A 26624-nucleotide genomic window follows, 5' to 3' on the forward strand; every position below is an offset into this window, starting at 1 on the left:
CGGCGTTTACGGCTCGTCCGGGAAGGGGTGGGGGTTCCAAGCTCCCGCCGGGGGTTCCGGTAGACCGTGCTGGGCGAGGGCGGCTCGTGCGATGTCCTCCAGCGGCATGAATCCGGACTTGTCCATGGGCCAGTAGTGGCCCGAGAAATTGTCGAACCCCGTGATCGCGCCCGCCTCGTCGGCTTTAAAGGTTCCCGCCATGATAACTGGCTGCTTTTCGGCCAGGCTGGCGTGTCCTGCGCCGGATGGGTACAAGTCATCCGTATGCATCGCTCGAAGCGATCCGTCCTGCTTGACCACATAGTTGTACTCGCCTGGCCGGAGCGTTTCGCCGGGTTTGATCCCGGCGGACGCGGGCACCGACGCCTGCTCCGAGTCGTCCGGGCCCGGGCGGTTGGGGCCGCCGCGCTCGAACACCTGGGCAGGGGGAGCCCCGGACTCTTGCACAGTGGTCCGCGGGGTCTTCTTGCGGAAGGCGTTGGCGAGGGTCCTGATCAGGCGTGGGGCTTTGGCGACGACTCTGGGGGCGCGGAGGGCTCCGGCGGTGGGGACGGGGATGCCGACGACTTCGCCGACGATCTTGGAGACCTTGTACATCTTGGATTTGGGGTCGCCGCCGATCGGGACGTGGACCGGGGGCGGTTCCTCCGTGGCCTTGCCGACGATTCCGCAGGCGGAGCGCTGGCCGATGGAGCAGTAGGGGCCCGCGGCGGCGCCCGCCATGGATCTGCTGAGTTGGCCGGGGAAGCGGGCTATTTCGACGACCTGGGTGACGGCGCCGTCCACGAAGCCGTTGAAGCCGTTGACGACGTGTTTGACAGGGCCTTTCTGCCACCACTTCTTCTTCTTGACCGGCGGCGGGGCCGGGGGTGTACCGCCACCACCGCCGGAGGAGGAGGAGCCTGCGCTGCTGCCGCAGTTCGTGCCGGAGTAGTAGCACTCGGTGTTGCCGGTGAGCGGGCCGTCGGTCCCGGTCGGGTCGGCGCTGGTGGGGACGTTGTTGTCGGCGTAGGCGTAGCCGTTCCAGCTTTGCGGCCAGCTGATGTCGAATTCGGGGTCGACGGTCGTGAAGCGTCCGGTGTCGGGGTCGTATTCTCGGGCGCCCAGGTGGGTGAGTGAGGTGCTGTCTTTGGTGCCGCCGACGAAGCCCTTGTCCATGCCGGTGGGCCAGGTGCCGGTGGTGCCGCGTTCTTGGCCGAAGGGTGTGGTGCGGCGTTGTGAGAGGTTCTGGCCGGTGGCGCCGAAGGAGAGCAGGCTCGTGCCCTGGTGGTCGGGGGCCAGGAAGGTGACGCCGGTGGCGGTGCGGGTCGCGATCGTCTGGCCGCCGTGGCTGTAGTAGCGGGTGGCCGTGGGTTGCGCCGTGCCGGTGGGGAGTTTGACCTCCATGCCGGGCAGGTAAAGGGTGGCGCCGGTGGCGTCGCGTTTGATCAGGCGCTGCCCGTCGGGGTCATAGACGAAGCTGTGGTTTTCGTCGGGTTTTCCGGTCTGCTGCTGGGTGATGGAGCTGATTTCGCCTTCGGTGTCGTATTTGAAGGTCTGGGTGCGGGTCTTTGAGCCGCCGTCTTCTGTGAAGGTGCGGGCTGTGGTGTTGCCCGTCTTGTCGTAGGTGTAGGTCTGTTTGCCCGGGGCGCCGCTGAAGGGGCTGGCGCCGTTCTGGGTGACGTCGGCGAGTTGGTGGCCGGTGTAACCGGTGACGTCCGGGTCGGAGGCGTAGGTGTAGGCACGGGTCGTGGTCTGGACGTTTCCGTCGGCGCCCTTGTGGTACTGCTTCTCGTCGGTGCGGCTGCCGTCGGTGGCGTACTGGTAGGTGAACCTGTAGGGGGCGGGGCCGCCGATGGTCGGCGTGGTGCCGTCCGACGGGCAGGCGGCCGCGCTCTGGGACCAGGCGTCGGTCAGGCGGCGCATGTGGTCGTAGCGGAAGCACTGCGTGTCCTGCCCGGCCGGTGCGGCGTCGGCGATCTGGCGGATGTTGCCGGCGTCGTCGTAGCTGTAGGTGGCGTCGATGTCGGGTGCGGCCGCGGTGTCCTGGCGGGTGACCTGGAAGTTGGAGACCCGTTGTGTGACGTCCTGGTACTCATACGACAGCCAGGACTTCTTCTGCCCGGCGGACAACTCGAACTGGAGGGGCTTGCCGGTCGGCGAGTAGGTGCTGCCGGTGGCGTAGCTGGACAGGTTGCCGGTGAGCGTGGTCGGCCGGGCGAGGTCGTCGTACCCGTGAGTGAGCGTCTCGGCGGGCAGGTCCCCGGCGGCGGGCATCGTGGTGGTCTTGACGGTGCCGTCGGCGTTGTAGGTGCTGGAGTAGGTGAACCGGGTGCCCAGACCTTCCGACGCCGGGATCGTGACGGTGCTGCTGGTCGGACGGTACAGGTCGTCGTAGCCGCCGACGGTCGAGGTGTAGTCGGCGATGGCGCCGTTGCGGTCCTTGGCCTTGCGGGTGCTGGACGTCAACTGCCCCTTGGCAAGGGTGTCGTAGACGTTGCTGGTCAGGACGTTCCCGGTGCCGTCGGTGGTCTGCGTGACGCGGCCGAGCGGGTCGTAGTGGGTCGTGATCTTCTGGTCGCGCGCGTCGGTGGCGGTGGTGATCCGGTCCAGCTCGTCATAGGCGTAGGTGGAGACGCCCTTGTCGGGGTCATCGGTCTTGATCTTGCGTCCGGCCTGGTCGTAGTAGCTCGTCCAGGTGGCGGCGGGGTCACCGGCGGACTTGCTGTTCACCGGGCCGGTGACCGTCTTGGTCTGGCCGCCGGGGGCGTAGGTATAGCGGGTGACGTCGTAGTCGTCGCCGGTCGGGGCATCTGCGCGGTACTGCCGCAGTTCGGTGGTCTGGCCGCGCGCGTTGGCGTAGGTGGTGCTGGGCGTGCCGCCCTGCGGCGGGTCGACGGTGACGCGGCCGCCGCCGTAGGAAGTGGTGGTCGCCCACAGTTGCGGGCCGTCGCCGCCGCCGTCGATCAGGGCCTGCTTGGTGACGCGGCCCATGCCGTCGTAGGTGTACTCGGTCTGTGACTCGATGTCGGACGGCGTCGACGGGGCGAACAGGGACGGGCCGGGAGCGCCGTCGGCGTGGTAGGTGGCGTACGCGCGGTGCGATTTGCCGATGCTGTTGTAGAGCGTCTCGGAGATGAGCCGGTCGCCGCCGGGGCCGTGCACCTGGGTCTGGCGGGGCCGCAGCAGCCCGTCGTACAGGGTGTAGGTCGGCGGGCGCTGCTCGCCCGCCGCGTTCAGCGTCCGGGCGCCGACCGCGACGATCTTGCCGTCCTCGACCTGGTAGCTGTACTCCAGGGTGGGTGTGAAGCGGGCCTTGGGACGGTCGGGGTACCACACCTTGGTGACGCGTCCGAGCGCGTCGTAGGCGATGTCGGTCCGCTTGCCCGCCGGGTCGGTCTTGGTGAGCGGACGGCCGGTCGCCGGTTCGTAGTCGGTAATGGTGGTCTGCGCGCTAGCGGGGTCGTTCGGGTTGGTGTGAGGGCTGGTCACCCTGGTGCGGCGCGTGAGCCCGTCCTGGTCGGTGTGGGTGGTGGTGGTCACTTGGCCTTTGGCGTCAGTGACCGTGGTCGGCCGCCCGTAGCCGTCGTAGGCGGTGGACGTCATCCGCTGGTAGGTGGGTTCGGTGCCGTCGTGGGCGACGAGCCGTTCGATCACGGTGCCGTTTCCGCGCGTCGGCGCGGCGTTCCAGCCGTTGCCGTCGTAGGACGTGCGGACGTCGGAGATCACCTGGCCGGGCTGGCCGTCCTCCTTGGTCTTCCGGTCCGGCGTGGTGGAGCAATTGACGGCGACGGTGTCGACCCGGTTGGGATAGGCCAGGAGCCAACCGGTCTCGTTGTCCTTGTAGGTCGTCCTGGTACAGCGGTCGTCGGCGGGGTCGGCCACGTCACCGTGGTCGGCGCTCATCGTGATCCGGCCGACCGTGACGCCCGTGCCCCCGTTCCCGTCGATGTCGAAGGTGTTGTCGACGCGGGTCTCGCGCCAGCCGCCGCCGTCCATCGCGGTGAACGAGCGGTGGCGCGCGGTTTCGGAGAGGTTGGCGGTGACCGTCCCCCAGGAACGCGTCCGGGACGCCGTCTGGTGCCGCCACGGCGTGTCGACCGTCTTGCTGACCACGGCGCCGCTGGGCCCGTTGTAGTTGACCGTGCGGTACTTGAACCCGGCCCAGGCGTCGTGGTCGACGATCGTGCCGCCCTCACCGTCGGGGACGGTGACGTTCTTGGTGCCGCCGTCGGGCCCGGCGCGGTCGCCGTCCAGGCCGCGCAGGTAATGGGAGTCGGTCCGGGTGGCCGGGGCGTCCGGGGCGCCGGTGGTGACCCGAACTTGGCCGTAGCCGCGCCACTGCGACCAGGTCTTGTTCTTCTCGCGGGTCAGGCCGTCGTCATCGTCGTAGTGCCACGCGGCTCCCCCGAGGTACTCGTACCGCGTGGCCATGTCGGGGGACTTGCCGGTGCGGTCCCTCTCCACCACCGCGGTGACGACATAGGTGTTGAACCAGTCGGTGAACGGTTCGGGCTCATCCGGGAGATGCCATACCAGCGGATAGCAGCGCTTGGTGTTGCTCTCCGGCTTCGGAAGCGACGTCCGGGCGCATTCCTGCCCGGAGTAGGTGATGTCGAGTTCGCCGCCGGACTCGTCGAAGATCTTGCTGACCCGGTACCGGGTGTAGGCCGGCAGACCGTCCCCGGCCTGGTCGACCCGGTTGTCCCTCGGGACGTGGTTGAACGTCACCCTGGGCAGTTTGATGTCATCCTCGGCGGTCGCTCCCGCCAGGCCGGTGTGCTGGATCTCCTTGAGCAGCAGGTCGCGTTCGTCGGTGACGGCGCCCCACTGGTGATCCAGCGTCCAGGAGTCGATCGGGCGGTAGCCCCAGCCCGAGCCCCGGTTGTACTGGGTGGTGACCTTCTTGAGGCGGTACCGGGACCAGAAGGTGGGCGTGGTGGAGCCGTGGCCGTCCTCGCACCGGGTGCTCTCCTTGCAGTTCATGTCCCACGGCACGTCCCGCCACTGCTCCGGGCTGGTGTCGATCTTGGCGGGGGCGCAGTCGAAGGTGCCGGTGGGGATGCAGCGCTCGGCCTTGTCGAACAGGACGCGGGCCGGGGGTGCCCCGGCGAACACGTTGTCGCCGCGCAGCCCGTACTCGATCGACGTCAGGTGGCCGCCGCGGGTGTAGGGGGTGGCGTCGGCGGGCTTGAGGTTGCGGCCGTAGTGGTTGGTCTCTTTCTCGTACAGGTAGATGGCGGCGTTGTCGTTGGGGTCGACGACCATGTCCAGGTTCCACCGCCACGCCTGCTGGCACCACGACTCGGCGAAGGTGTCCTTGTGGCAGGGCTCGGTCTCGTCGTCGCCGAACACCGGGACCGTCCACGTCGAGTTGGTCTCCGGGCCGCCCGAACCCCACCCGGGCAACCGGTTCCGGCCGAAGAAGTACTGAGTCCCGTCGGTGGTGGTGACCTTCCAGTACTCGTTCTCGTGGTCGCCGTTGCCGGTCTCGTCCGACTTGAGCTTCTCGAACCGGGTCCCGTCGTCGTTCTTCAGCCGCCACGTCCCGTCGGCGGCCTTGATCAGCTCGCCGCCCTTGCCGTTCCAGGTGACGGTCGCGTTCTCGTATCCCCAGCACAGGTCCCCTGGCGATTCGCCCTGGTCGTTCTTGGGCGCGCCATCGTCGGCGCAGGACTTGTAGCGCTGCTCGATGAACCCGGGCCAGTAGTCGAACCCTTCACCGGCCCAGGAGGGCTGGCTGTTGGTGTTGGCCGTCCGCCCATCGACGCTCTGCGAGGAGTAGGTGAGACCAATCCCCGGCTCCAGTCCCCCTGGGACGGGCGCGACCTTCAACGGGTACGACCAGGTGAAGTCCCCGGTGTTCCCGGAAGTCGCCCAGGTGGCGGACGCGGCGAGCTTGGTGGCCGCGTAGTCGCCCTGCGGTCCTTCGGGTGCCGCGACCGCCGCCAGCAGCGCCGGGCCCGTCCGTCCGCCGGCGTCGACGTCGGCGGTGAGGAGCTCTGCCTCGCCGTCGTTCTTCGTGGGGACGGGCGTCGAGGCCCGGCATTCGGCCTTGGCCGGTGTAGTCAGGGCGCAGGACGGCAACTGGACCAGACGCAGCCGGGTGCCGTAGGAACCGCCGAACGCCTGTGTGAACGCCGAGTAGTCCACCCGGACCCCGACGCGACCCGAAGCGTCCGTTTCGCCCGGGGTCACGGTGAACATCAGGCCGTTGACTCCGGCCCGTCCGGCGGTCTCGCGGTCCAGGACCGAGACCTTCACCGGGCCCTTCAGCACCGGACGAGCCGCCGCGCCCTTGGCGACCGGTCCCGGCGACGCCAGCGCGACCGGTGAGCCCTTGGCGCGTGCCAACCCTTGCGACGAGCCGGAACGTTCTGCCTGACGGCCCAGTGCCTCCAGCTCGACCGTCCCGGGCTTCGGCCAGGCGGCCCTGGTCGCCGGGTCCGGTCGCGCGGACGAATCCGGCGTGCGGGGGCGGACCTTCGCCCTCTTGCCGTCGACCTTGCGCTCGCGGTCGGCGACCTCCGGACGCCCCGAACGCGGCTGATCGGCCTGCGCGGCCGGAGCGGTGGCCAATCCCGCCGCCAAGACCACCACCAGTCCGGCGGCCACGACACGCAGCGGACGTCCCGTGTGCAGCACCAGCCGCCTGCCCATCCCGTCACCAGACCTTCCGCAGCGAAGTGGGCGCGAATCACGCACCCGAAGTCCGTCAACGCCCTCGACGATGCGATCAGCGACAAAAATGATCAAGATTCGCGTTCGGTCACAATGCGTCGCCGCGAACGGGACGGCAGGTCGGCGGCAGGATCAAGACCATTTTCGGACACGGTGACAACCGGCCGCCCGGAAAAGGCGTCCGCGCGGGTAATGGAAAACAAGTGTCACGGTCTAAAACAAAAGAGATGACCCAAAATTTCAAAATCGGTCAGGCTGATCTTGTCCGGGGTGCGGCCGAATGTCATGATCACGGCGACGAGACCTCGGCACCCCGGGGAGGCACCGATGCGCTCTGCCACAACGGCCGCCACGCTGGCCGCCGCACTGACCGCGACGTTCACGTCCGCACTCACCCTCACCGCCGCGCCGCCGGCGAGCGCCGACACCGCGCCGCCGCCCGGGGAGCCGCCCACCGTCACCGCCGATCCGCTGCCCACCTGGCAGACCAACGGCACCGTCTGGACGGTCACGACCGTCGGCGGAACGGTCTACGCCGGCGGATCCTTCTCCGCGATCCGGCCGCCCGGCGCCGCTCCCGGCGACCCGCGCGAGCTTCCGCGCGGCAACGTGGCCGCCTTCGACGCCGCCACCGGGGAGCCGCTCGCCTGGAACCCCAGCGTGGAGTCCAACCCGGGCAAGGAGGTGGTCGTCAACGATCTGGAGGCCTCCCCCGACGGCCGGAGCCTCTACGTCGCCGGCATCTTCACCAAGATCAACGGGCTGTCGCGGCCGCGGATCGGGGCCTTCTCCCTGCCGGACGGAGCGCTCACCGGCTTCCGGCACGACCCGGACGCCGCCGTCGAGGACCTCGCCGTGTCCGGCACCACCCTGTACGCGGGCGGCTCCTTCGCCGCCGTCGACGGCGTCCCCCGCGAGCGCCTCGCGGCCTTCGACACCGCCACCGGCGCGCTCACCGCCTGGGCGCCGACCGCCGACCGCCGCGTCATGTCCGTGGTGCTCTCGCCGGACGGCTCCCAGGTCGTCATCGGCGGCAAGTTCAACAGGCTCAACGGCAGCCCGCCCCACGGGCTCGGCGCCGTCCGCACCGACGCCACCGGAACCAGCGCCCCCTGGGAGACCGGCCTGGAGTACGTCAGCGACTCCCGCCAGTCCTGGGCGACGGCCCTGGTGAAAGACGACGACACCGTCTACGTCAGCGCCGCCGGCACCGGCACCTTCGACGGGCGCCTCGCCGTCGACCCGAACGGCGGACACCTGCGCTGGATCGACGGCTGCAAAGGCGGCACCGAAGCCGTCACCCTCCTGGACGGCGTGCTCTACAGCGGCTCACACGCCCACGACTGCTCCACCCAGCCCGGCGGGTTCCCTCAACTGGCCAACGACGGCCACCAGCGCCTGCTCGCCGAACCCGCCCGTCCAGATCCCGCTCGGTACGACACCCCGCCGATCCTGCATTGGTTCCCAGACACCGACAGCGGCCCCGACGGCGGCCAGGGGCCCCGCTCCATGGACAACGACGGCCGCCACGTGTGGGTGGGCGGCGACTTCACCACCGTCAACAAGCAGCCTCAGCAGGGAATCACCCGCTTCGGCTCGCTGGCCGTCACCGATGACGTCGGTCCGCCCGAGAAGATCGGCGCACCCACCGTCACCAAGCCTGACGGCACCACCGGCACCCTCACCGTCACCTGGACCCAGACCTGGGACCGCGACAACGCGACGCTCACCTACCAGGTCGTCCGCGACGATGACACCGTCGTCCATTCCGTTGACTCATCGTCCAGGTTCTGGGAATTGAAGACTCTCACCTACACCGATACCGGTCTGACTCCCGGAAGTACGCACACGTACACGGTCCGTGCCATTGACCATTTCGGAAACACGATCCAATCCCGTGCGAGCGACCCCGTCCAGGCGAGGTCGGCGGAATAGAGGGCGAAGCGCTGTGGCTGACGAGAAGCGTTCACGGACGCGGGTGAAGGTCCACCGGAAACTGCTGGCGGGGCTCGGCCTCACCGCGCTCGCGCCGGCGGTACTGACCGCACTCGCGCCGGCGGCACTGACCGCGCCCGCGAACGCCGACACCGCGCCGCCGCCCGGGGTGCCCGCCACGATCACGGCCGACGACCTGCCCACCTGGCAGACCGACGGCGTGGTCTGGTCGCTCGCGGTCGTCGGCGACGTCGTCTACGCCGGCGGGAACTTCGACCACATCCGCCCGCCCGGTACGGCACCCGGCGACCCGCGGGAGCAGCCGCGCCGCAACCTGGCCGCCTTCGACGCCGCCACCGGCGAACCCCTGCCCTGGGCACCCGTCGTCGAGGGCACCCCCTTCACCAGCACCACCCCGCAGAACGACTGCGACGACCTCGGCGACGACCGGTGGGTGTGCGACGCGGTCTGGGAGGTCAAGCCCTCCCCCGACGGCACCCGCCTCTACGCCGGCGGCGACTTCACCAAGATCGACGGCCTGCGGCGCGGGAAGATCGCCTCGTTCGACCTGGCGTCCGGCGCGCTGACCGCCTTCCAGCACGAGATGAGCAGCCGCGTCACAGCGCTCGCCGTCACCCCCACCACCGTGTACGCGGGCGGCTACTTCATCACCGTCGACGGCACGTCCCGCCAGCGCCTGGCCGCATTCACCGCCACCGACGGCGCCCTTACCGCCTGGACGCCCACCGCCGACCGCGGCGTGCACGCCATGCTCGCCTCACCCGACGGCAGCCGAATCGTCATCGGCGGCGACTTCCACCGCCTCAACGGCAACCCGCCGCACGGGCTCGGCGCCATCCACACCGACACCACCGGAACCAGCGCCCCCTGGGCCACCGGAGTCGACCACATCGACGACAAGCGCCGCTCCTGGGTCACCGACCTGGTCACCGACGGCGAAGCCGTCTACGCCTCCGCCAACGGCGAAAGCACCTTCGACGGCCGCATGGCCCTCGATCCGGGCGACGGAACCCTCCGCTGGATCGACAACTGCCGCGGCGCCACCCAGGCCATCACCGTCATGGACGGCCTGCTCTACAGCGGCTCACACGCCCACGACTGCTCCACCCAGCCCGGCGGCTTCCCCAGCATCGTGCCCGGCCACCCCTACCAGCGCCTGCTCGCCGAACCCACCCACCCCACCGCCCAGTACGACACCCCGCCGATCCTGCACTGGTTCCCCAACACCAACGGCGGGCCCACGGCCGAGAGCCAAGGCCCCCGCGCCATGGACAACGACGGACGGTACCTGTGGGTCGGCGGCGACTTCACCACCGTCAACAGCCGGCCCCAGCAGGGCCTGACCCGCTTCGGCTCGCTGGCCGTCACCGACGACGTCAACCCGTCCGAACCCGTCCGCAAACCCACCGTCACCAAACCGGACGGCACCACCGGCACCCTCACCGTCACCTGGACCCAAACCTGGGACCGCGACAACGAACAACTCAAGTACCAGATCATCCGCGACGACAACACCGTCATCCACACCCTCGACGCCACATCCCGGTTCTGGAACCTGCAGACCACGACCTACACCGACGCCGGCCTGTCCCCCGGCAGCACCCACACCTACTCCATCCGCGCCATCGACCCCTTCGACAACCGCTTCCGCTCCGCCCGAAGCGACCCGGCCCAAGCCGGCTGACGACACTTCGGCGACAACCACCGCACAACCGCAACAACGGGTAACAGAGCAGGCCAATGGTGCAGATAGCCACGGCTCGTCATCCCGGTTCCACAGGTCCCGCGTGGTCCACCGCGGAGGACCCGGGCTACTCCCAAGGAGTGGCCGATCAACTCCGGATCCGGACCAGACGATGCCGTCGCCGAACGCGGCCCACAATGGCTTCCCGCCCTCGTGCGGCCGCTGCTCGCCGAGATGAGCCACGCCGTGTGGCTTCTGCCGACCCCCCGGGTTCCGGCAGGCGGTCTTCGATCGCCGGGGCGGTACGGGATGGGGATTCATCGCTAGGACCAGCGACCCCGCGCAGGCGCTGAGCAACCTGCTGCGGCGCGACGCGATGTTCACCGACCGGCTCGCCGAGCAGACCCGGCGGTTCGGCCTGCACGGGCTCGCTGTGGACTCCACGGTCGCCGAGGATGATCTCGAACGGCAGGTGTCCGAGGTGTTCGGCCTCGCCGAATAGGTGGCCGCGACGTGACCGCTCCAAGCACGGCCACGGCCCTGACGGCCGCCGGATACTCGAGCTGCGGATGTGGCCGCGCTCGCCCAAGCCGACGATCAGCAATCCATCCGAGCACACGTCGCAAAGGAAGAAGACCACGGGCTCAGCCACGATGATGCCGATCGTGGAAGATCCTGGAAAAAGCTGGAACGCCAGCGTTAGACTTCGCCATGCGAACTCCGTGACCTCCCTTAGTGATTCCCGAAGGGATGTCTTGTCGGAAGAGGTGCGCCCCCCACAGCCCCGGTCGGCCGATGCCCGGGTCCAGTTGATAGCCGATCTTGGTAATGAGATCAACCGTCTAATCAACGAGTATCGCCGGAAGATGAGCAAATCATTTTCAAATTGAGGAAATTGCCAGCTCGGCTAAAGTTAGCAAGAGTAGTCTGTATTCTTACAAAAAGGAGAGGCTCTTCCACCCGCAGACCGGCTTGACCGAATCCTGAATGTGCTGGGCGTCTCGCCCTCGGAACAGAGTCGCCTGGCTACAGCGAGAGACAACCTGGAGAATTGGCGTGAATTCGGAACAGTGCAGACTAAAACTACACCAGACCCACCTCGTCAACTGCCGGGCGCGATTGCCGATTTCGTGGGCCGCGCTCCCGAACTGACGTTCCTCCAAAAGCAATTGGACCAGATAGGCGTCACTGGTGGCGCGGTGGTGATCACTGCGGTCACTGGAACCGCAGGTGTGGGCAAGACCGCGCTTTCACTCAAGTGGGCCCAGCACGTACGCGACCGGTTCACCCACGGTGACCGGTATGGCCTCGGTGCCGGCGCAGAGCCGTCCCAGCAGTTCCCAGTCCCGTTCCATCACCACTGTCAGCAGCACGAGGGTTCCGGCACGTTGGCATACCCATGCCACCACATCGGCAGGAGTCTCCACCGCATGCCGGGCCTCCTTCAGGACGGATCGGCGGTTGTTGATCTTGATCACCACGGAGTCGTCGCCGTCGGCAGGAATTACCCAACGGCTGTTGCCTTCGCCGGGATGGCCTGACAGCATCCCTTGGAATCGATCATCTGGCGTTTGCCGGATCTGGCCGTCGCTCGGCCCAGGCGTTCGGAGACCGCCGCTCACGGATCCAACGTCATCTGCGTTCACGTCAGCGGCGTCCCCACCTTTCCCACCGGTGACCCTGCGGTGATGGACGTGTTCCCGACCGACTTTCCGGTCCGTTCGCCGGCGGGGAAGATCCACAATGTGGTGCGCTTTCGGAGTTCGACCGGGGAGGGAGACCTTGACCTGCTGCTCGTCGACCTCCGCACGTTCTTCGGCGAGGTCTCCGGCTGACCGGCTCAAGATCCATGACAGGTGGACGCCGGATTCTGTCGGTGGCGGTCGACATCATCGAACGCATCATCGCGATGGCCGATTGGAGGTCATGGGTCTTGGACGAGGACGACGGCGCGTGGGAGCGGCGCAGCACCGTGAGGGTGGTGCCGCCCGTCCAGGCACGGAAGCTTGCGAAGGTGCCGTTCGTCGAACTGGCGGACGGTCGGTTGCAGGGCGTGGTGTCGAGCGGGTCTGACGCGTCCCGCGTGTACGTCTCGTCCATCATGGCCGGAACGCACGGCAACAGTTGCAGCACCAACAACAACCGGCCGTGCGGCGGGTTGACCGATCTCCATCTGTGCAAGCACCTCGACGCGCTGGTGACGGAGGGCATCCGCCAGTACGGGCAGGAACGGGTCGCCCGCTACCTGCGCGTCGAGGTCGGCGAGGGCAAGGACCTCATCGACTGCCTGAACAGCCACAAGGACCCGGCGTCCGCGGCGGCGGTGTTCAGCAGGTTCCTGCGGCATCTCGCCTACCTGGAGGTACCGGAGAGCACCGAGCCGGTTCCCGAGCTGCACTGGTTCCCCGCGGCGGGGGCGGTGGGCTGATGCTCGCGGTGCAGTTGCGGGAACTGGTCGGCGGCGCGCCCGTGCCCGTCGATGAGGCGCTCGACCTGGTGGCCGGGTTCGACGGCTCGCTCACCGGCGGCCTGGGCCGGATGGGCGACCGGCAGGAGGCGGCGCTGTCGGCGTTCGCGGGCGCGCTGGCCGGCTCGCCGCTCGGCGGGCCGGTAGGCGAGGCGGCCGAGAGGGTGGTCGCCGGATCGATCGGCGATGACCGGCTCGCGGCACTGGCGGGCGGACGGGCCGCGCTGCTCGGCGCCGTCCACGACGCCCTGCTGGAACGCCTCGACAGCGCACTGGGCAGGTCGAGGTCGCCCTGGGAGGAGCGCGCCGGCAAGCCCAGCGCCGGGACGGCGCCGGAGAATCTGCTGGCCGGGGCGCGGTCGTGGCTGCACGAGCTGGCGATCGCCGGGTGGCGCGGCGTCGACCACGACCTGGTCTCGGCGGCCGGTCAGACGATCGAGGGGCTGTGGGGCGTACCGTCGCTGCGGCGGCTCGCGGTGTTGCTCGACGGTCTGGCCTCGGAGCTGCGTGCGTCCTGCCCGGTCGCGACCATGGAGCGCGTACCCGAGCGGCGCTGGGCCGACCTGTGGACGCGGGCCATCCTGCTCGCCCGCGCCGGATCGTGGACGGGCGGCGACGCGGAGCCGGTGTCGGGACGGCTACTGGTGCTGGGCGTGGACGTCCACGAGCACGGAACGGCCGTCCAGGTGCAGGTCCACGGGGTGCTGGAGCCCGCGGACGGCGGCGAAGCGCGGCTAGTGCGGACTGGTGTGGCGGCGGCGAAGGTCGACACGATCGTCGGCCCGGCGGTGTGGCGGCTGCTCTACGCCTATCCCGTGCTCCTGGCGGCGCTGGCCGAACGGCGCGTCCTGGACGTGGCGGACATGCCGCTGACCGTCGGCGGCGACCTGCTCTGGCGAGAGGACGCGGCGCAGGCCGGGGAGCCCGCCGACCCGTTCACCACGGCCCGGGTCCAGTTGGGCGAGGCGACCGCTCCCTCCGTCCCGCCGCTGGACCGGCATCCGGTGCGCATCGCCGAGCCGGTGCTGCTGGAGGGTTATCGGTACGACGACGGCGCCGTCTCGCTCGACGGCACCACCCTGGAGATCGACAGCGGTCGGCTGCCGGCGTGCGGACCGATCACACCATCGCTGGTGAAGGCGTCCACGGCCTGCATCGGACTGGTGCGCCGGGACGGCGGCCGCTGGCTGCTGCAGCCCCTCGCGCTCCAGGCCACGATCAAGAAGAAGCCGGTCGAGGCGCACACGGGGGACTGGGCGCTCGGCCCGACGGATCCGAAGGTCGTGAAGGCCGAGGCCCGTGCCGGTGACGCCGTGGCCGTGCTGCGCGAACGCGCGGGAAGGCTGCTGCGGAAGTGACCGAGCTGCAGAACGGGCCGCAGGCCGGCAGTGAAGCCGGGACGCACGGCGTCGGCGCGCCGGTGGCGCAGACCGACGGCGCGGCCGGGGCGCAGGGCGTCGAGGGCGCGTCCGTGGCTGCGAAAGGGCCGGATGCGAATCGGCGGCAGGTGCTCTACTGGCGGCTGATGGCGCGGCTGTTCGCGCCCGATGAGCAGCCCGCGCTCGAATCGGCCAGTGTTGCGATAGTCGACGATCTCGGGTTGCCTCCGGCGCTGCTCGACCCGGGCGTCTCGATGGACAACGTCCTCCAGCGGTTCCCCGAGCTGGAGCCGGAGTTCGACGGCCTGATGGCGCCCGCGGACGACTCCGGCGGCTCGGCCATGCAGGTGCGGCGGGCCGCGCTGGTGTCGAAGTTGCTGCTCAACGTGTTCGCGCCCTGCAACGGCAACGGCAACGTGACGGCGACCCAGCTCGCGGCCTGGCAGAAGGACGCCTCCTGTCTGAAGGCGGCGCTCGGCGAGAAGGGCGCCCAGGAATTCGCGGGGACCCTGTCGGAGATGGAGGGTGACCTCGTCAAGCGGATGGCGTTGCGCGAGGTGCTGGCCGATCCGAAGCTGGCGAGCAAGCTCACGCCGAGCATGTCGCTGATCGAGCAGTTGCTGCGGGACAAGGCCAACCTGTCGGGGGTGGCGCTGGCCAACGCCAAGTCGCTGATCCGCCGGTATGTCGACGAGGTCGCCCAGGTGCTGCGCACGCAGGTGGAGAAGTCCTCGTCGGGGACCATCGACCGCTCCGTCCCGCCCAAGCGAGTGTTCCGCAACCTCGACATCGACCGCACGATCTGGAAGAACCTCACCAACTGGAGCCCCGAGGACGAGCGGCTGTACGTCGACCGACTGTTCTACAAGCAGACCGCCAAGCGCACCACGCCCGCGAAGATGATCGTGGTGGTGGACCAGTCGGGCTCGATGGTCGACTCGATGGTGAACTGCACGATCCTGGCGTCGATATTCGCCGGGCTGCCGAAGGTGGACGTCCACCTGATCGCCTACGACACGCGTGCGCTGGACCTGACGCCGTGGGTCCACGACCCGTTCGAGGTGCTGCTGCGCACCAAACTCGGCGGTGGCAACGACGGGCCGGTGGCGATGAACATGGCCCGCCCGAAGATCACCGCTCCGCGCAACACGGTGATGGTGTGGATCTCGGATTTCTACGAGTTCGGGGCCTCGCAGCCGCTGTTCGAGGGGATCGAGGCGGTGCACCGATCGGGGGTGAAGTTCATCCCGGTCGGGTCGGTGACCAGCTCAGGCACCCAGATCGTGAACCCGTGGTTCCGGGAGCGCTTCAAGCGGCTCGGCACCCCGGTGATCTCCGGCCGCATCCAGAAGCTGGTGGACGAGCTGAAGAACTTCCTCCTGTGACCTCCTTTGGCGGCCGGGCCCCTGAGTCGGCGCTCGCGTCTCCAGACAAGAACCGTCCCGAGCAAGAACCCGCCTTGCCAGAACTCTGACCGCCCGAGAACGGGGCTGCTTCCGGAAACCCGACCTGCCGGAGAACGCCGCCGCACCGGGAAGCCTGATCTGCCCGACGTCCCGAGAGAGACGAGGAGAGCGATGTCCGACGAACTGCTGCGCGCGCCCGCCGAGGTCAAGCACGCCGAGGAGCTCGACTACCTGGAGTCGGTCGACGACGGTCCCAAGCCGTTCGCCTGGCGGCTCAGCCCCCGGATGGTGCGGCTGTTCGTCCTCGGGTCCGAGCGCTCGGACGGCCTCGACCGCGAGATCGGCCAGAAGTGGTTCGGCGACCGGAGCTTCGTCGAGCGTGCCATCGTGACGCTGGCGTCCGACCGCGGCCTGCTGCTGATCGGCGACCCCGGCACCGGTAAGAGCTGGCTGGCCGAGCTGCTGTCCGCCGCGATCTCCCGCAACTCCACCCTGGTCGTCCAGGGCACGGCCGGCACGACCGAAGACCACATCAAGTACTCGTGGAACGTCTCCATGGTGATCGCCAAGGGGCAGTCCCGGGAGTCGCTGATCCCGTCCCCGATCATGACCGCGATGGAGCAGGGCGTGATCGGCCGGTTCGAGGAGCTGACCCGCTCCACCAGTGACGTCCAGGACGCGCTGATCTCGATCCTGTCGGAGAAGTACGTCTCGATCCCGGAGCTGGACGATGACAACATCGCCTTCGCCAAACCCGGTTTCTCGATCATCGCGACGGCCAACAGCCGGGACCGCGGCGTCAACGACCTGTCGTCGGCGCTGAAGCGGCGGTTCAACTTCGTCCGCATCCCGGTGGTGACCAACAAGAAGAGCGAGGCCGAGATCGTCCGGTTCCGCACGGCCGAGCTGATGCGGCGGCACTCGATCGAGCTGGACGTCCCGCCGACGCTGCTGGACATCCTGCTGCAAAGCTTCGCCGACCTGCGCGCCGCGTCCACCTCGGCCACCACCGACGACGAGAAACTGGAGTCGGCGCTGTCCACGGCCGAGCAGATCGGCGTGCTGGAGGACGCGATCCTGCACAGCCAGTTCTTCGGCGACCACGCCCTGAAGGCCGAGACCCTGGCGAGCTCCCTCGTCGGATCGCTCGCCCGCCGCTCCCCCGAGGACCTGGCCATCCTCAACAAGTTCTGGCACGGCGTAGTCGAGCCCCGTGGCCGCAAGGACGAGGGCGGCCCCTGGGAGGGCTTCCTGGAAGGCGGCCGCGAAGCGATCGCGAAGCTGTCGTGACCAAGCCCGTCATGGCCAAGAGCGACGCGAGCAGGGCCGCCAAGAGGAAAGTGAGGCAGGCGTGAGCGACGTCGGATCCGTCGAGAACGTAGCGGACGCCGTGACCGCCCGGGCCGCCGGCGGGGCCTCGACCGGGCCGTTCGGGGCGTTGCGGGAGCAGTTGCTGGGGGCCGCCGAGGAGTTCGCCGGTGAGCCGCGCGGGCTGCCGGACATTCTCGCCGGGCTGGTGGACGACGTCGACCGGGCGCTGCGCGAGGAGCTGGAAATCTTCCCGGTCTGCCATCACTCGCCCGCCTCGGCGCTGGCGATGGCGCGGCGGCTGCGGGAAAAGCAGCCGCAGGTGATCTACCTGGAGCTGTGCGAGGACCTGCGTCCCCTGCTGGACGAGCTGCGCAACTGCCGGCTGCCCGTGGCCTTGCAGGCGTTCGCGTCCGAGCTGGACGGCTTCCCGCAGGACCAAGCGCCGCTGAGCGTGGTCGCGCCGATCACCGAGGCGTCGGCCGAGTACCAGGCGATCGCCTACGCCCTGGACACTCCGGACGTGGAGCTGGTGCTGGTCGACCGTTCGTCCGACCACGTCTTCCAGTGGGAACCCCTGGACCGTCCCGACGAGTCGCCCGTCCGAGCGAGTGAGGACGAGGAGGACGGGGCCTTGCACGGTGACGCGGTCGGGATCGAGATCGGCGATCTGCGTCCCGGGTTCACCGAGCTGGAGGAGCATCTGCTGCGGCACGGCAAGGTGAGGCACTGGTCCGAATGGTGGGACCAGTACGTCGAGCAGCCGCTGACCGGCGCCGACCATGACACCTACCGGCAGGTCATGGTGCTGATCGGCAGCCTGTTCCGGCGGCTGCGGCCCGGCGGCGACCGGCGCCTGGCCACCGACGAGGACCGCGAGCGGTACATGTGGACGCGGATCCGCGATCATCTCGCCTCGTCCGGCGCCGACCCGTCCCGCTGCCTGCACGTGTGCGGCGCCTTCCACGCCGCCAGCCGCGTGGAGCAGTTCGGGCTGCGGTCCACGGCGAGCTTCGACATCGCGCCGCGCACCGCGACCCGGTGGCAGTACGGGCTGATCCCGTCCAGCCACTCGGCGATCGAGGCGCAGTTCGGGCTGGCGCCGGGCTCGGTGTCGATCGCCGCGACGACCTGGGAAAAGGCGCTCAAGCGTACGCGGGACAAGCCGTTCCGCCTGGCCGGGCAGCGCGGCACGCGCAAGACCGCCGCGCCGAAGCCACCGGCGCTCGCCCCCTCGGCTCCGGTGGCCGACCGGCTGAGCGGGTTCCTGTCGAACGCGCCCGCGCCGGACGGCCTGGACGAGGCCGAGCTGCTCGGCTGGTGCGTGGACATCGTCCGGCTGGCGCGCCGCAACGGCTACCTGTCCAGCACGGCCGACGCGATCGCGGTGTTCGAGACGTCGATCCTGCTGGCCGGGTTGCGGGGGCGCGCCCGTCCCACGCCGTACGACTTCCAGGACGCGGCGATCACCTGTATCGAAAAGGACTCGGTGCCGGGCCGCCGCGACGTCCGGCGGCTGTGCGAGATCCTGCTCGGAGGCGACCGGATCGGCCAGGTCGGCTACGAGGCGCTCCCGCCGCTGGCGAAGGACGTCTTCGACCGGCTCCGCCCGCTGGGCCTCGCCCTGGACAAACGCCAGATCCAGCGGGCCCTGCTCGACTTCGCGACCGAGCCCGACCTCGAACCCTGCTCCGACCTTCTGTGGGTCCTGCGCCGCCTCCTGCCCGACGACGCCGTCCGCCCGATCATGGGCTCGCACCGCCTGGGCGAACGTCCCATCCAGGAGAGCTGGGACCTGGCGATCGGACGCAACCAGCGCTACCTCGTCGAACTCGGCTACGAGGGCGTCACCGTCGAGCAGGTCCTGGAGCAGCGCCTGCGCAAATCCGTCCACAATCCGAAGGCGACGGCCGCCACGGCACTGGAAGCGGTCGAGGAATCCCTCCTCTACCTGCGCAGCCGCCGCTTCACGAACGAACTCGGCGCCCGCGCGGTCGAACTGCTCTCGACCGAACGCACCGTGGACGACGCCCCCGAAGTCCTGCGCCGCGTCCGCCGGCTCCTCACCCACTACAGGGCGACGGAACCGGCTCTTCCCCGCTGGTGCGAGAACTTCGTGACCACCGGCTACGCCCACTACTGCACGCTGCTGCCCACGGCGTTCACCGCCGACGACACCGGCGTACGGCAGGTCGCGGCGATGCTGGGCTTCCTGGTCAGCCTGGAAAGCCTGGCGATCTCGCTGGGGTGCGACCACACCCAGCTGGAACTGGCGGTCAAGCAGTCCCATCCCGAGGACCCGGCCAAGGTCGCCTTGCTGTGGGCGGCCGAGTCCCAGCTGGGCCTGCTCCCGCTCGCCGACCTGCGTCAGCGCTGCGACGAACTGCTGGACAACCCCATGCTGGTCGGTGCGTTCCCGCAGTACCTGAGCGGCTTCGTGCAGGCTCTGGACGCCGTCCCGTCGCTCTCCCCGCTGGTCGTGGAGCTGCTGTCCAAGGCATTCGCCCGCCTGCCCGACACGATCCTGCTGCCCTGGCTGCCCAGGCTGATCACCACGCTCAAGGACCAGGCCGCGGAGATGCTTCCCGTCCTGATCCGCGAGGCCGACCGCACCTTCCCAGCCACCCTCCCGGCCGTGGACACCTGGACACCCCCCTGGACTCCTTCCCCGAAACCTCCCGAGCCCCAGCGAGCAGCCCCGACCAACACAGCGATAGCAACGTTCCTGGCCACGCACCATGAGCCCGTTTCCGCGATAGCGACCCTGCTGGGCCACGACCCGTCCTGGCCGAACCCAGCGGAAACCACGACAACCGCGCCCTCACCCAAGGTCGGCTCGCTGTTGCGCGCCCACCCGGAAACCGCCGAAGCGGCCGCCGCACTCATTGCCCCCTAGCCGAACGCGCACCAGGCCTGCCAAGCCCTGGCGCGCCGACCTCGGTTCTAGACCAGGTGGAGTGCAGTCACCGACTGCACCATCGCCGAACTCGGCGGAACAAGCCGCCTGGCCGAGGTCACCGACACCGAAATCGGCGCCGCCCTCACCACCCTGTGGGGGCGGGTGCGCGCCAGCGACAAGAAACTTAGGAACGCGCGCTACCACAAGCCCGCCGGGGTGAGCGCGCTTCATCAACGGCCGCCTACGAATACACGAGCCGCCTCGCAGCGGAGGAATTCACCAGTGCGAGGCGACTAAGGGCGCTCTGCTAATTGCAGACCCTGACGTAATACACCGGATCCCTCAACCGCTCATCGGCATGTGTGTTTGTGGCCCAGCCGAAGCCGTGCCTCCCCGGCCGCGTGTGATGTGATGCCGACCGAGTCCGGCTACCTGGTGGCAGGGGGATTCAGGCGGCCGGTCGCCCCGGCCTGCTTGACCAGCCGCCCCCACCGTTCGCGGCGCCCGAAACGCTCCGCGATCACCTTCCCCGAAGGAAGATCTCCCGCCGGTGTGCGATGGGCCAAAGCCCACTGCCACGCCTCGCGCTGCAGCACCGAGACCGGCTCACAGCCTGCGGATGCTTCCGAATTTCGTCCGCAGGAGCCTCCTGCGCCTGGACCCGACCCGCGTCCCACATGAGGCTCCCGGCGCCCTTCGTCCGCGCACCATCGGAGCCGTTCAACCACCCGGCACGGGAGATATGAGTCTCGTATGAAGCGCCTACCTCGAGCAGCCTCGTAGAGAGACCCGCAGGAGCTGCGGCGTCAGAAGCATCCGGCTCGTTCTCCGCCACCCTCATGCGTGGACTCTCCCATGACGGCGGACTGATGCCATGAGCCCTGCCTGACCTGGCGCATCAGCAGTTCATAAGCCCCGATCAGCGCGCAGCTCGGCCACGCCGCGATCACCCGGCCAACCACAGACGGTTCGGCCACCGCCACGTTCGCCGCCAGACTCGCCGCGCTGCCGATCACCAGCAGCACCCACGGCAGCAGGCCGCTCCGTCGACCCGCGCGGGAATCGTCCAGCAACGACATCGACGACGCCACGATCATCCCGTCCACCGACACCGGCAACAACGCCGCCGTCCACGACGTCTCCCCATACCGCTGCACCAGCACGAACATGTGCTTGTAAGAGATCACCGCGGCGATCCGTGCCAGCACCACCACACACCCGGTGGTCGTCCACCGCACCAGCCGATCCGCCCATCCCCCACGTCCCTCAGCCACGGTCATCCACCCCCAGGGGATGAGAGGGAGCAGGATGGGAACGGTATGGGAACGGCAGGACCAGACCGGCCCGGCACGGATCGACACGGGATGGCACGAACGGCTTTGAAAACCCGGACGGAATGGCACGAATCGGCATCATTTGTCACCGCCAGAACCGTCCTGATTAGGCTGGTCGCCGACTCTTGATCCGCGGGTTCGGGGTTCAAGTCCCTGACGGCGCACCCGCGTTTCCCTCTGACTTGGGCGTTCTTCTCTTTTGAAGAGCGCCTTTCGTCCTTCCCGGGTGGGTGTGGGAAAGATATGGGAATCCCAGTACCGGCCGAGGACGCCGTAACCCGGTGCGGGACCAGTACAGCTAGCGTGGCGGGCCGTCGCGGTGGATCCAGTGTGGCCCTGCCCTGGACTACCGGCCTTCGGACGGGTCGCAGAACGCGGAAACCAACTCGCGACCCTGTGTAATCGGACCTACTCTAGAAGTGATTTGGTGGGGCGATGTGTCCGCTTCGTTGGGGTGGGGTTTGCCCGGGTTGTGGAAGGGACCCCGTGACCGGGGCCGCGGCGGGGTTGATCCGTGGTCGGCGGCTCCCTGGCCGGAGGGTTGTCCATGGTGAGGTGAGGAGGCGCGGTGAGTGAGGAGACGGCGGGAGCGGTGGTCGATGAGGGTGGGATCAAGATCATGCCGGGGGATCGGCGCTTCGCGGCGCTGTGCCGGGGGTTCAATCCGCGGTGGCGGGCCGATCCGGAGTATGTGCGGCTGGTGCGGACCGGCGAGGAGGTCCGTGTGGCGCTGCAGCAGGCGGTCACCGAGCCCTCCCCGGACGACCGGCGGGATCGGATCACGGTCCGCTCCGGCGGGCACTGCTATGAGGATTTCGTCTGTTCCGAGGACGTCCGAGTGATCATCGACGTCTCGCTGATGGACGAGATCTATGCGGACCCGGACATGAAGGCGATCTGCGTCGAGGCCGGGGCCACCAATGGTGACCTGCGCAAAGACCTGTTCCTGCGGACGGGCCGGGTGCTGCCGGGCGGCTCGTGCCCGTCGGTCGGGGTCGGGGGGCACGTCCCGGTGGGCGGCTTCGGGCTGCTGTCACGGCAGTTCGGCCTCACCGTGGACTACCTGTACGCGGTCGAGGTCGCCGTCGTCGACAAGGACCGGAATGTGCGGCTGGTGGTCGCCACCCGGAACAAGAAGGATCCGAACCGGGATCTGTGGTGGGCGCACACCGGAGGCGGCGGGGGCAACTTCGGCATCGTCACCCGGTTCTGGTTCCGCGACCTCCCCCAGGCGCCGGAGCGAGTGCTGCTCACCGCCAGCGGGTGGAACTGGTCGGAGATGAACAAAGCGAGCTTCACCCAGATCATCAACAACTTCGGCGACTTCTTCGCCACCACCGGCAAAAGCGCCCAGGGGCGTTACGGTCCGCTGTTCGCGATTCTGCTGCTCACCCACCGCAGCCAGGACAAGATCGGGCTGATCGCCCAGATCGACGCCTCGGTCCCCCAGGCCCGCGACCGGCTGGAGGAGTTCCTGGCCGCCATGGACGACAAGGCCGCTGCCGGACGGGAACCGCTGACCGAGGCGTACGGGGAATACCCGGCACTGACGAGCCTGGACACCCCGACGATGCTGCCCTGGAACACCGTGGAGCGGCTGCTCGGACCGGTGGACAATCTCCGCTGCGGCAAACACAAATCGGCCTACATGCGCAAACCGCTCCCGGTCCACCAGATCGACGCACTGTGGAACGCCCTGGCCCTCGAAGACCCCGACACAAAACGCGACGCGGTCGTCCAGATCGACTCCTACGGCGCGGCGATCAACACCAAGAAGCCCGCCGACACCGCGGTCATTCAGCGCGACTCGGTACTCAAACTCCAGCACCAGATCTATTGGCCGGCCGGCCAGAACGGCGAGGATCACCTGCGGTGGATCCGCACCCTGTACCAGAAGATGTACGCCCCCACCGGGGGCGTACCCGTCCCCAACGGCCACAAAAACCAGCACATCACCGACGGCTGCTACATCGGATACCCCGACGTCGACCTCAACGACCGGAAATGGAACACCTCGCGCGTACCCTGGACCCGGCTCTACTACGGGAACCACTACGACGAACTCAAGAAAATCAAGAAACGGTGGGACCCGCTCAACATCTTCCGCCACAAACAGTCCATCGCACCACGCCGTAAGACCTGATAGCACCACAGCGCACACCTGCGCAGCAGCCCGCCAGCAGGTGACCTTGTCGGCGAGGCCGTGCGCGAGGGTGGGGTTGATGGTCGGCTTCGCGACATAGTCGCAGGCCAGGGTTCTCCAGGTTGGATTGGCGGGTGCCGGGAGCGTCCAGCGGGCCGGCGAAGCCGGTCGCCGCCCATGCCCCGCCGATCGGTGTCAACGGGGCCCGTCGTCGGCGATGTGGGTGAGGCGACCGTCGACCAGGGTGAGGCGGACGGGAGCGTCGGCCAGTTCGGACGACGTGGCCCGCAGGGGGTTCACGGCGAAGGCGGTGAGATCGGCTCGGGAGCCGGGGGTGATGCGTCCCGTCTGGGACGGTTCACCCGCGGCCAGGGCCGCGTGAGTGGTCATCCCCTCAAGGGCCATGCGAGGGGTCAGGGCCTGTGCCGGGTTGACGGGAGCGGCGCCGGAGCCGGGGAACGTGCGGATGCGGGCGGCGACGAGCGTCTCACGCGCGTCGAAGTGGGCGACCGGCCAGTCCGAGCCGAGCACCAGGATCGCGCCCGCCTCGCGCAGGTCGCGGCAGCGCCAGGCGCGCCGGGCCCGTTCGGGACCGAGACGGCGGGACCACCCGTCGCTCTGGTCGGCGCGGGCGTAGGTGCAGTGAGCGGGCTGCATGGACGCCACGACGCCGAGGGACGCGAAGCGGTCGATCTGGGTTCGGCCGACCGTCTCGATGTGCTCGATGCGGTGACGGACGCTCGTGCGTTCGGCGGTTTCGAGGGAATCGAGCGCGTGTTTGACGGCCGCGTCGCCGATGGCGTGGGTGACGGTCTGGACTCCGTCGGCGGCCAGCTTGTGCACGGCGCGCGTGTACTCGGCGGGGTCGCGCCAGAAGGAGTCGGTGTTCTCGCCGTGGCAGTCCGGTTCCTCCAGCCAGGCGGTGCCGCCCTCGACCGTTCCGTCGACGAAGAACTTGACGGCCCCGACGGACCACCGGCGGCCGTGCTCGCGCTGGAGTGCCCGGACCGCGTCGAGGTCGTCGCCGGGCATGCACCAGGGCGCGAATCGCAGCCGCAGCGGCAGGTCCCCGTCCTCCTCGATCTCGGCGGCGAGGGCGAGGGCGTCGGGCTGCCCGTCCATCACGTGGCCGCCGGTGAGGCCGGTCGCGGCCATCGAGGCGAGCAGGTCGAGGAGGCGCCGACGGCGAGCGCTCCGGTCGGCCGGCGGGATGAGCCGGCGCACCAGGTCCATGGCGGCGTGCTCCAGCAGGTGGCCGGTGGGGCGGCCGTCGGCGTCGCAGACGACGGCGGCACGCTGGTCGAACGCGCGGGGGCCGGTGATCCCCGCGGCCTCCAGGGCGGCGGAGCCGGCCAGCGCGGAATGCGCGTCGTAGAGGCGGAGGAAGGCCGGGACGCCGTCGAGGACGTCGTCGATGAGGTCGCGGCTGATGCGCCGGCCGCCGAACACGTTGTGATCCAGAGCGTGGCCTTCCACCCAGTCCCCGCGGCCGACGTCGCGGACCGCGGCCGCCAGGGCGGCGCGGAGGTCGTCGACCGTCCGGCAGCCGGACAGGTCGAGGCCGCCCGCCGCGTCGACGCCGGAAACGGGGTGCGTGTGGCCGTCGACCAGCCCGGGCGTCAGCGTGGCCCCGTCCAGGTCGATCACCGTGGTGCGGGCGCCCCGCCACTCGCGGGCCCCGGCGGCGTCACCCACCCATGCGATCGTCCCGTCCTTGATCGCGACCGCGGTGGCGGACGGCCGCACGGGGTCGAGCGTCAACACCCGGCCGCCGACGAGCAGGGTCTCGGCAATGGTCATCGTCGCTCCTCAGCGGGTCGTCTCGGGCACGGAGGCGGCCGGGTCGGCCGGGCCGCCCCGATCGTCGGGGTCGGGGGCGTCCTGGCCGAACCGCTCGTACAGCCGGGGCCGCGCCCGCCGCAGCCAGGCCGCGAGCACGAACCCGGCGGCCAGGACGACGGGGACGATCACGATGATCGCCGTGTTCACCCGGGGCGACGCGTTCGTCAGCAGCGCGGTCTTGTCGATCACCAGATAGAGCGCGCACGACAGCAGCAGAGCCGCCAGGGCCGGGGCCCAGACCGTGCGCACCGCGCCCTCCCGGTGGGGGAAGCGGCGGAAGAACAGCGGGACCGCGACCGCCACCATCACCTGGAGCAGGATGAGCCCGACCAGGCCGGGCGTGTTGACCCAGATCAGCAACTGCCTGGTCGGGTCGGCGCCGGCGAGCGCGAAGGCGCCGACCACCAGCACGCTGAGCAGGGTCTGGACGGCTCCGGCCCGGTACGGCGAGTGCGTGCGCGGATGGGTCACGCCGAGCCGCGCGGGCAGCAGCCCGTCCCGGGCGATCGCGAGGGAGTAGCGGTTGATGGCGTTGTGGAATGCCAGCAGCGAGGCGACAAGGCTGGTCACCACCAGCACGTGCATCACGTCGGCGGCCCAGGATCCGAGGTGGGTCGCGGCGGCGCCGAAGAACAGCCCTTCCGGGTCCGCGGCGACCGCCGCGATGATCTCGCGCGGGCCGTATGCCTGGACGATCATCCAGGCGACGAAGCCGTAGAAGATCGCGAGGAAGCCGACCGCGGCGAAGGTCGCCCGCGGGATGGTCCGGCGGGGGTCGCGGGCCTCGGCCCGGTAGAGCACGGTGGACTCGAAGCCGATGAACGCGGCGAAGGCGAAGGGCAGCGCGGCGCTCGTCCCGGAGTCCAGCGCGTTGGACGGCGCGAACGGCTCCGCGCCCAGCCCGTGCGCTCCGCCGTCGATCAGGACCGCCGCGCTCAGCACGACGAGGACGGCGGTCTCGGCCAGCAGCAGGACCGCCAGCATCCTGGCCCCGAACTCGACGCTGCGGAATCCCGCGTACCAGACGACCGCGATCCCGGCCATCGCGTAGCCGGGCCAGGGCAGGTCGACGCCCGTCAGCGAGTCGACGGTGCTCCGGGCGGCCGCGCCGAGCAGGCCGTACATGCCGATCTGGAGGGCGTTGTAGGACATCAGCGCGAGCACGGCCGCCGCCACGCCCGCCGGACGTCCCAGCCCGCGGGCGACGTAGGTGTAGAACGCGCCCGCGCCGGTGACGTGCCGCGACATCGTGGTGAAGCCGACCGCGAAGACCGCGAGGACGACCCCGGCCGCCGGATAGGCCGCCGGGGCGCCGATCCCGCCGGCCAGCAGCGCGAACGGCGCCAGCCCTGCCATGATCATCAGTGGTGCGGCGGCGGACACCACGTAGTACGTGATGGCGCCGGTGCCCAGCACCCCGCGCCGCAGCTCCGTCTGCGGCTTCGCTGGCTTCGTTGCCCCGGCCATGGAACCCACCTCCATACTGTAACCTAAATCTATTAGATTTAGGTTTTCGGCATGCTAGGGCCGATGACCACGTCGCACC

15 protein-coding genes are annotated in these 26624 nt (G+C 69.4%); 10 read left to right on the forward strand and 5 right to left on the reverse strand.

What is annotated here, in order from left to right; translation table 11 throughout:
- Nucleotides 1–6: 6 nt before the first annotated feature.
- Entirely contained in the window at nt 7–6639 is a 6633-nt protein-coding gene (locus ACH34T_RS09885; protein ID WP_395991702.1) for an RHS repeat-associated core domain-containing protein, read from the reverse strand.
- Between the two features lie 348 nt (nt 6640–6987).
- Here ACH34T_RS09885 and ACH34T_RS09890 point away from each other — a divergent pair, with 348 nt between their 5' ends.
- From ACH34T_RS09890 to ACH34T_RS09900, 3 genes are all read left to right on the forward strand, one after another.
- The gene (locus ACH34T_RS09890; protein WP_395991703.1) at nt 6988–8595 is read left to right on the forward strand and encodes a hypothetical protein; all 1608 of its coding nucleotides are present in this window, start codon (nt 6988–6990) and stop codon (nt 8593–8595) included.
- 13 nt (nt 8596–8608) lie between these two features.
- The gene (locus tag ACH34T_RS09895) at nt 8609–10300 is read left to right on the forward strand and encodes a hypothetical protein (protein ID WP_395991704.1); all 1692 of its coding nucleotides are present in this window, start codon (nt 8609–8611) and stop codon (nt 10298–10300) included.
- A gap of 376 nt (nt 10301–10676) precedes the next feature.
- Nucleotides 10677–10802, forward strand: coding sequence for a hypothetical protein (locus ACH34T_RS09900; RefSeq protein ID WP_395991705.1), 126 nt, complete (start codon nt 10677–10679; stop codon nt 10800–10802).
- 748 nt (nt 10803–11550) lie between these two features.
- Here the strand turns inward: ACH34T_RS09900 and ACH34T_RS09905 are convergent.
- The gene (locus ACH34T_RS09905) at nt 11551–11847 is read right to left on the reverse strand and encodes a hypothetical protein (RefSeq protein ID WP_395991706.1); all 297 of its coding nucleotides are present in this window, start codon (nt 11845–11847) and stop codon (nt 11551–11553) included.
- Nucleotides 11848–11850: 3 nt separating this feature from the next.
- On the opposite strand from ACH34T_RS09905, the gene ACH34T_RS09910 reads away from it, so the two are divergent.
- The 6 genes from ACH34T_RS09910 (at nt 11851) to ACH34T_RS09935 (ending at nt 19756) form a co-directional block, all read left to right on the forward strand.
- A complete protein-coding gene (locus ACH34T_RS09910) occupies nt 11851–12135 on the forward strand; it encodes a hypothetical protein (RefSeq protein WP_395991707.1) in 285 nt (94 codons plus the stop codon).
- Nucleotides 12136–12278: 143 nt separating this feature from the next.
- Nucleotides 12279–12728 (forward strand): hypothetical protein, encoded by a 450-nt coding sequence (locus ACH34T_RS09915; RefSeq protein WP_395991796.1) that lies wholly within the window; start codon nt 12279–12281, stop codon nt 12726–12728.
- Entirely contained in the window at nt 12728–14125 is a 1398-nt protein-coding gene (locus tag ACH34T_RS09920) for a hypothetical protein (RefSeq protein ID WP_395991708.1), read from the forward strand. The genes ACH34T_RS09915 and ACH34T_RS09920 overlap by 1 nt, the downstream gene beginning before the upstream one ends.
- Before the next feature lie 167 nt (nt 14126–14292).
- On the forward strand, nt 14293–15531 hold the full coding sequence (locus ACH34T_RS09925; RefSeq protein ID WP_395991797.1) for a VWA domain-containing protein: 1239 nt from the start codon (nt 14293–14295) through the stop codon (nt 15529–15531).
- 192 nt (nt 15532–15723) lie between these two features.
- Nucleotides 15724–16842 carry an AAA family ATPase gene (locus tag ACH34T_RS09930; RefSeq protein WP_395991709.1) on the forward strand — a complete coding sequence of 373 codons (1119 nt, stop codon included), beginning with the start codon at nt 15724–15726 and terminating at the stop codon, nt 16840–16842.
- 100 nt (nt 16843–16942) lie between these two features.
- Entirely contained in the window at nt 16943–19756 is a 2814-nt protein-coding gene (locus ACH34T_RS09935; protein ID WP_395991798.1) for a DUF5682 family protein, read from the forward strand.
- Between the two features lie 809 nt (nt 19757–20565).
- On the opposite strand, the gene ACH34T_RS09940 is transcribed toward ACH34T_RS09935, so the two are convergent.
- Complete coding sequence (locus tag ACH34T_RS09940; RefSeq protein WP_395991799.1) at nt 20566–21039, reverse strand: DUF2637 domain-containing protein; 474 nt, start codon at nt 21037–21039, stop codon at nt 20566–20568.
- A 622-nt stretch (nt 21040–21661) separates the two neighbouring features.
- On the opposite strand from ACH34T_RS09940, the gene ACH34T_RS09945 reads away from it, so the two are divergent.
- A complete protein-coding gene (locus tag ACH34T_RS09945) occupies nt 21662–23236 on the forward strand; it encodes an FAD-binding oxidoreductase (RefSeq protein ID WP_395991710.1) in 1575 nt (524 codons plus the stop codon).
- Nucleotides 23237–23431: 195 nt separating this feature from the next.
- On the opposite strand, the gene ACH34T_RS09950 is transcribed toward ACH34T_RS09945, so the two are convergent.
- Complete coding sequence (locus ACH34T_RS09950; protein WP_395991711.1) at nt 23432–25036, reverse strand: amidohydrolase; 1605 nt, start codon at nt 25034–25036, stop codon at nt 23432–23434.
- Nucleotides 25037–25045: 9 nt separating this feature from the next.
- Nucleotides 25046–26545 (reverse strand): APC family permease, encoded by a 1500-nt coding sequence (locus ACH34T_RS09955; protein WP_395991712.1) that lies wholly within the window; start codon nt 26543–26545, stop codon nt 25046–25048.
- Between the last annotated feature and the right edge of the window lie 79 nt (nt 26546–26624).

It is taken from the genome of Actinomadura sp. 9N215 (assembly GCF_044326345.1).
In the GTDB taxonomy this organism is placed as follows: Bacteria; Actinomycetota; Actinomycetes; order Streptosporangiales; family Streptosporangiaceae; genus Spirillospora.

What these genes read in the sequence shown, in the direction of transcription:
- ACH34T_RS09885 (WP_395991702.1), bottom strand. Translation starts at nt 6,639, where the DNA reads ATGGGCAGGCGGCTGGTGCTGCACACGGGACGTCCGCTGCGTGTCGTG.
- ACH34T_RS09890 (WP_395991703.1), top strand. Translation starts at nt 6,988, where the DNA reads ATGCGCTCTGCCACAACGGCCGCCACGCTGGCCGCCGCACTGACCGCG.
- ACH34T_RS09900 (WP_395991705.1), top strand. Translation starts at nt 10,677, where the DNA reads ATGTTCACCGACCGGCTCGCCGAGCAGACCCGGCGGTTCGGCCTGCAC.
- ACH34T_RS09905 (WP_395991706.1), bottom strand. Translation starts at nt 11,847, where the DNA reads ATGCTGTCAGGCCATCCCGGCGAAGGCAACAGCCGTTGGGTAATTCCT.
- ACH34T_RS09920 (WP_395991708.1), top strand. Translation starts at nt 12,728, where the DNA reads ATGCTCGCGGTGCAGTTGCGGGAACTGGTCGGCGGCGCGCCCGTGCCC.
- ACH34T_RS09925 (WP_395991797.1), top strand. Translation starts at nt 14,293, where the DNA reads ATGGCGCGGCTGTTCGCGCCCGATGAGCAGCCCGCGCTCGAATCGGCC.
- ACH34T_RS09930 (WP_395991709.1), top strand. Translation starts at nt 15,724, where the DNA reads ATGTCCGACGAACTGCTGCGCGCGCCCGCCGAGGTCAAGCACGCCGAG.
- ACH34T_RS09940 (WP_395991799.1), bottom strand. Translation starts at nt 21,039, where the DNA reads ATGACCGTGGCTGAGGGACGTGGGGGATGGGCGGATCGGCTGGTGCGG.
- ACH34T_RS09950 (WP_395991711.1), bottom strand. Translation starts at nt 25,036, where the DNA reads ATGACCATTGCCGAGACCCTGCTCGTCGGCGGCCGGGTGTTGACGCTC.
- ACH34T_RS09955 (WP_395991712.1), bottom strand. Translation starts at nt 26,545, where the DNA reads ATGGCCGGGGCAACGAAGCCAGCGAAGCCGCAGACGGAGCTGCGGCGC.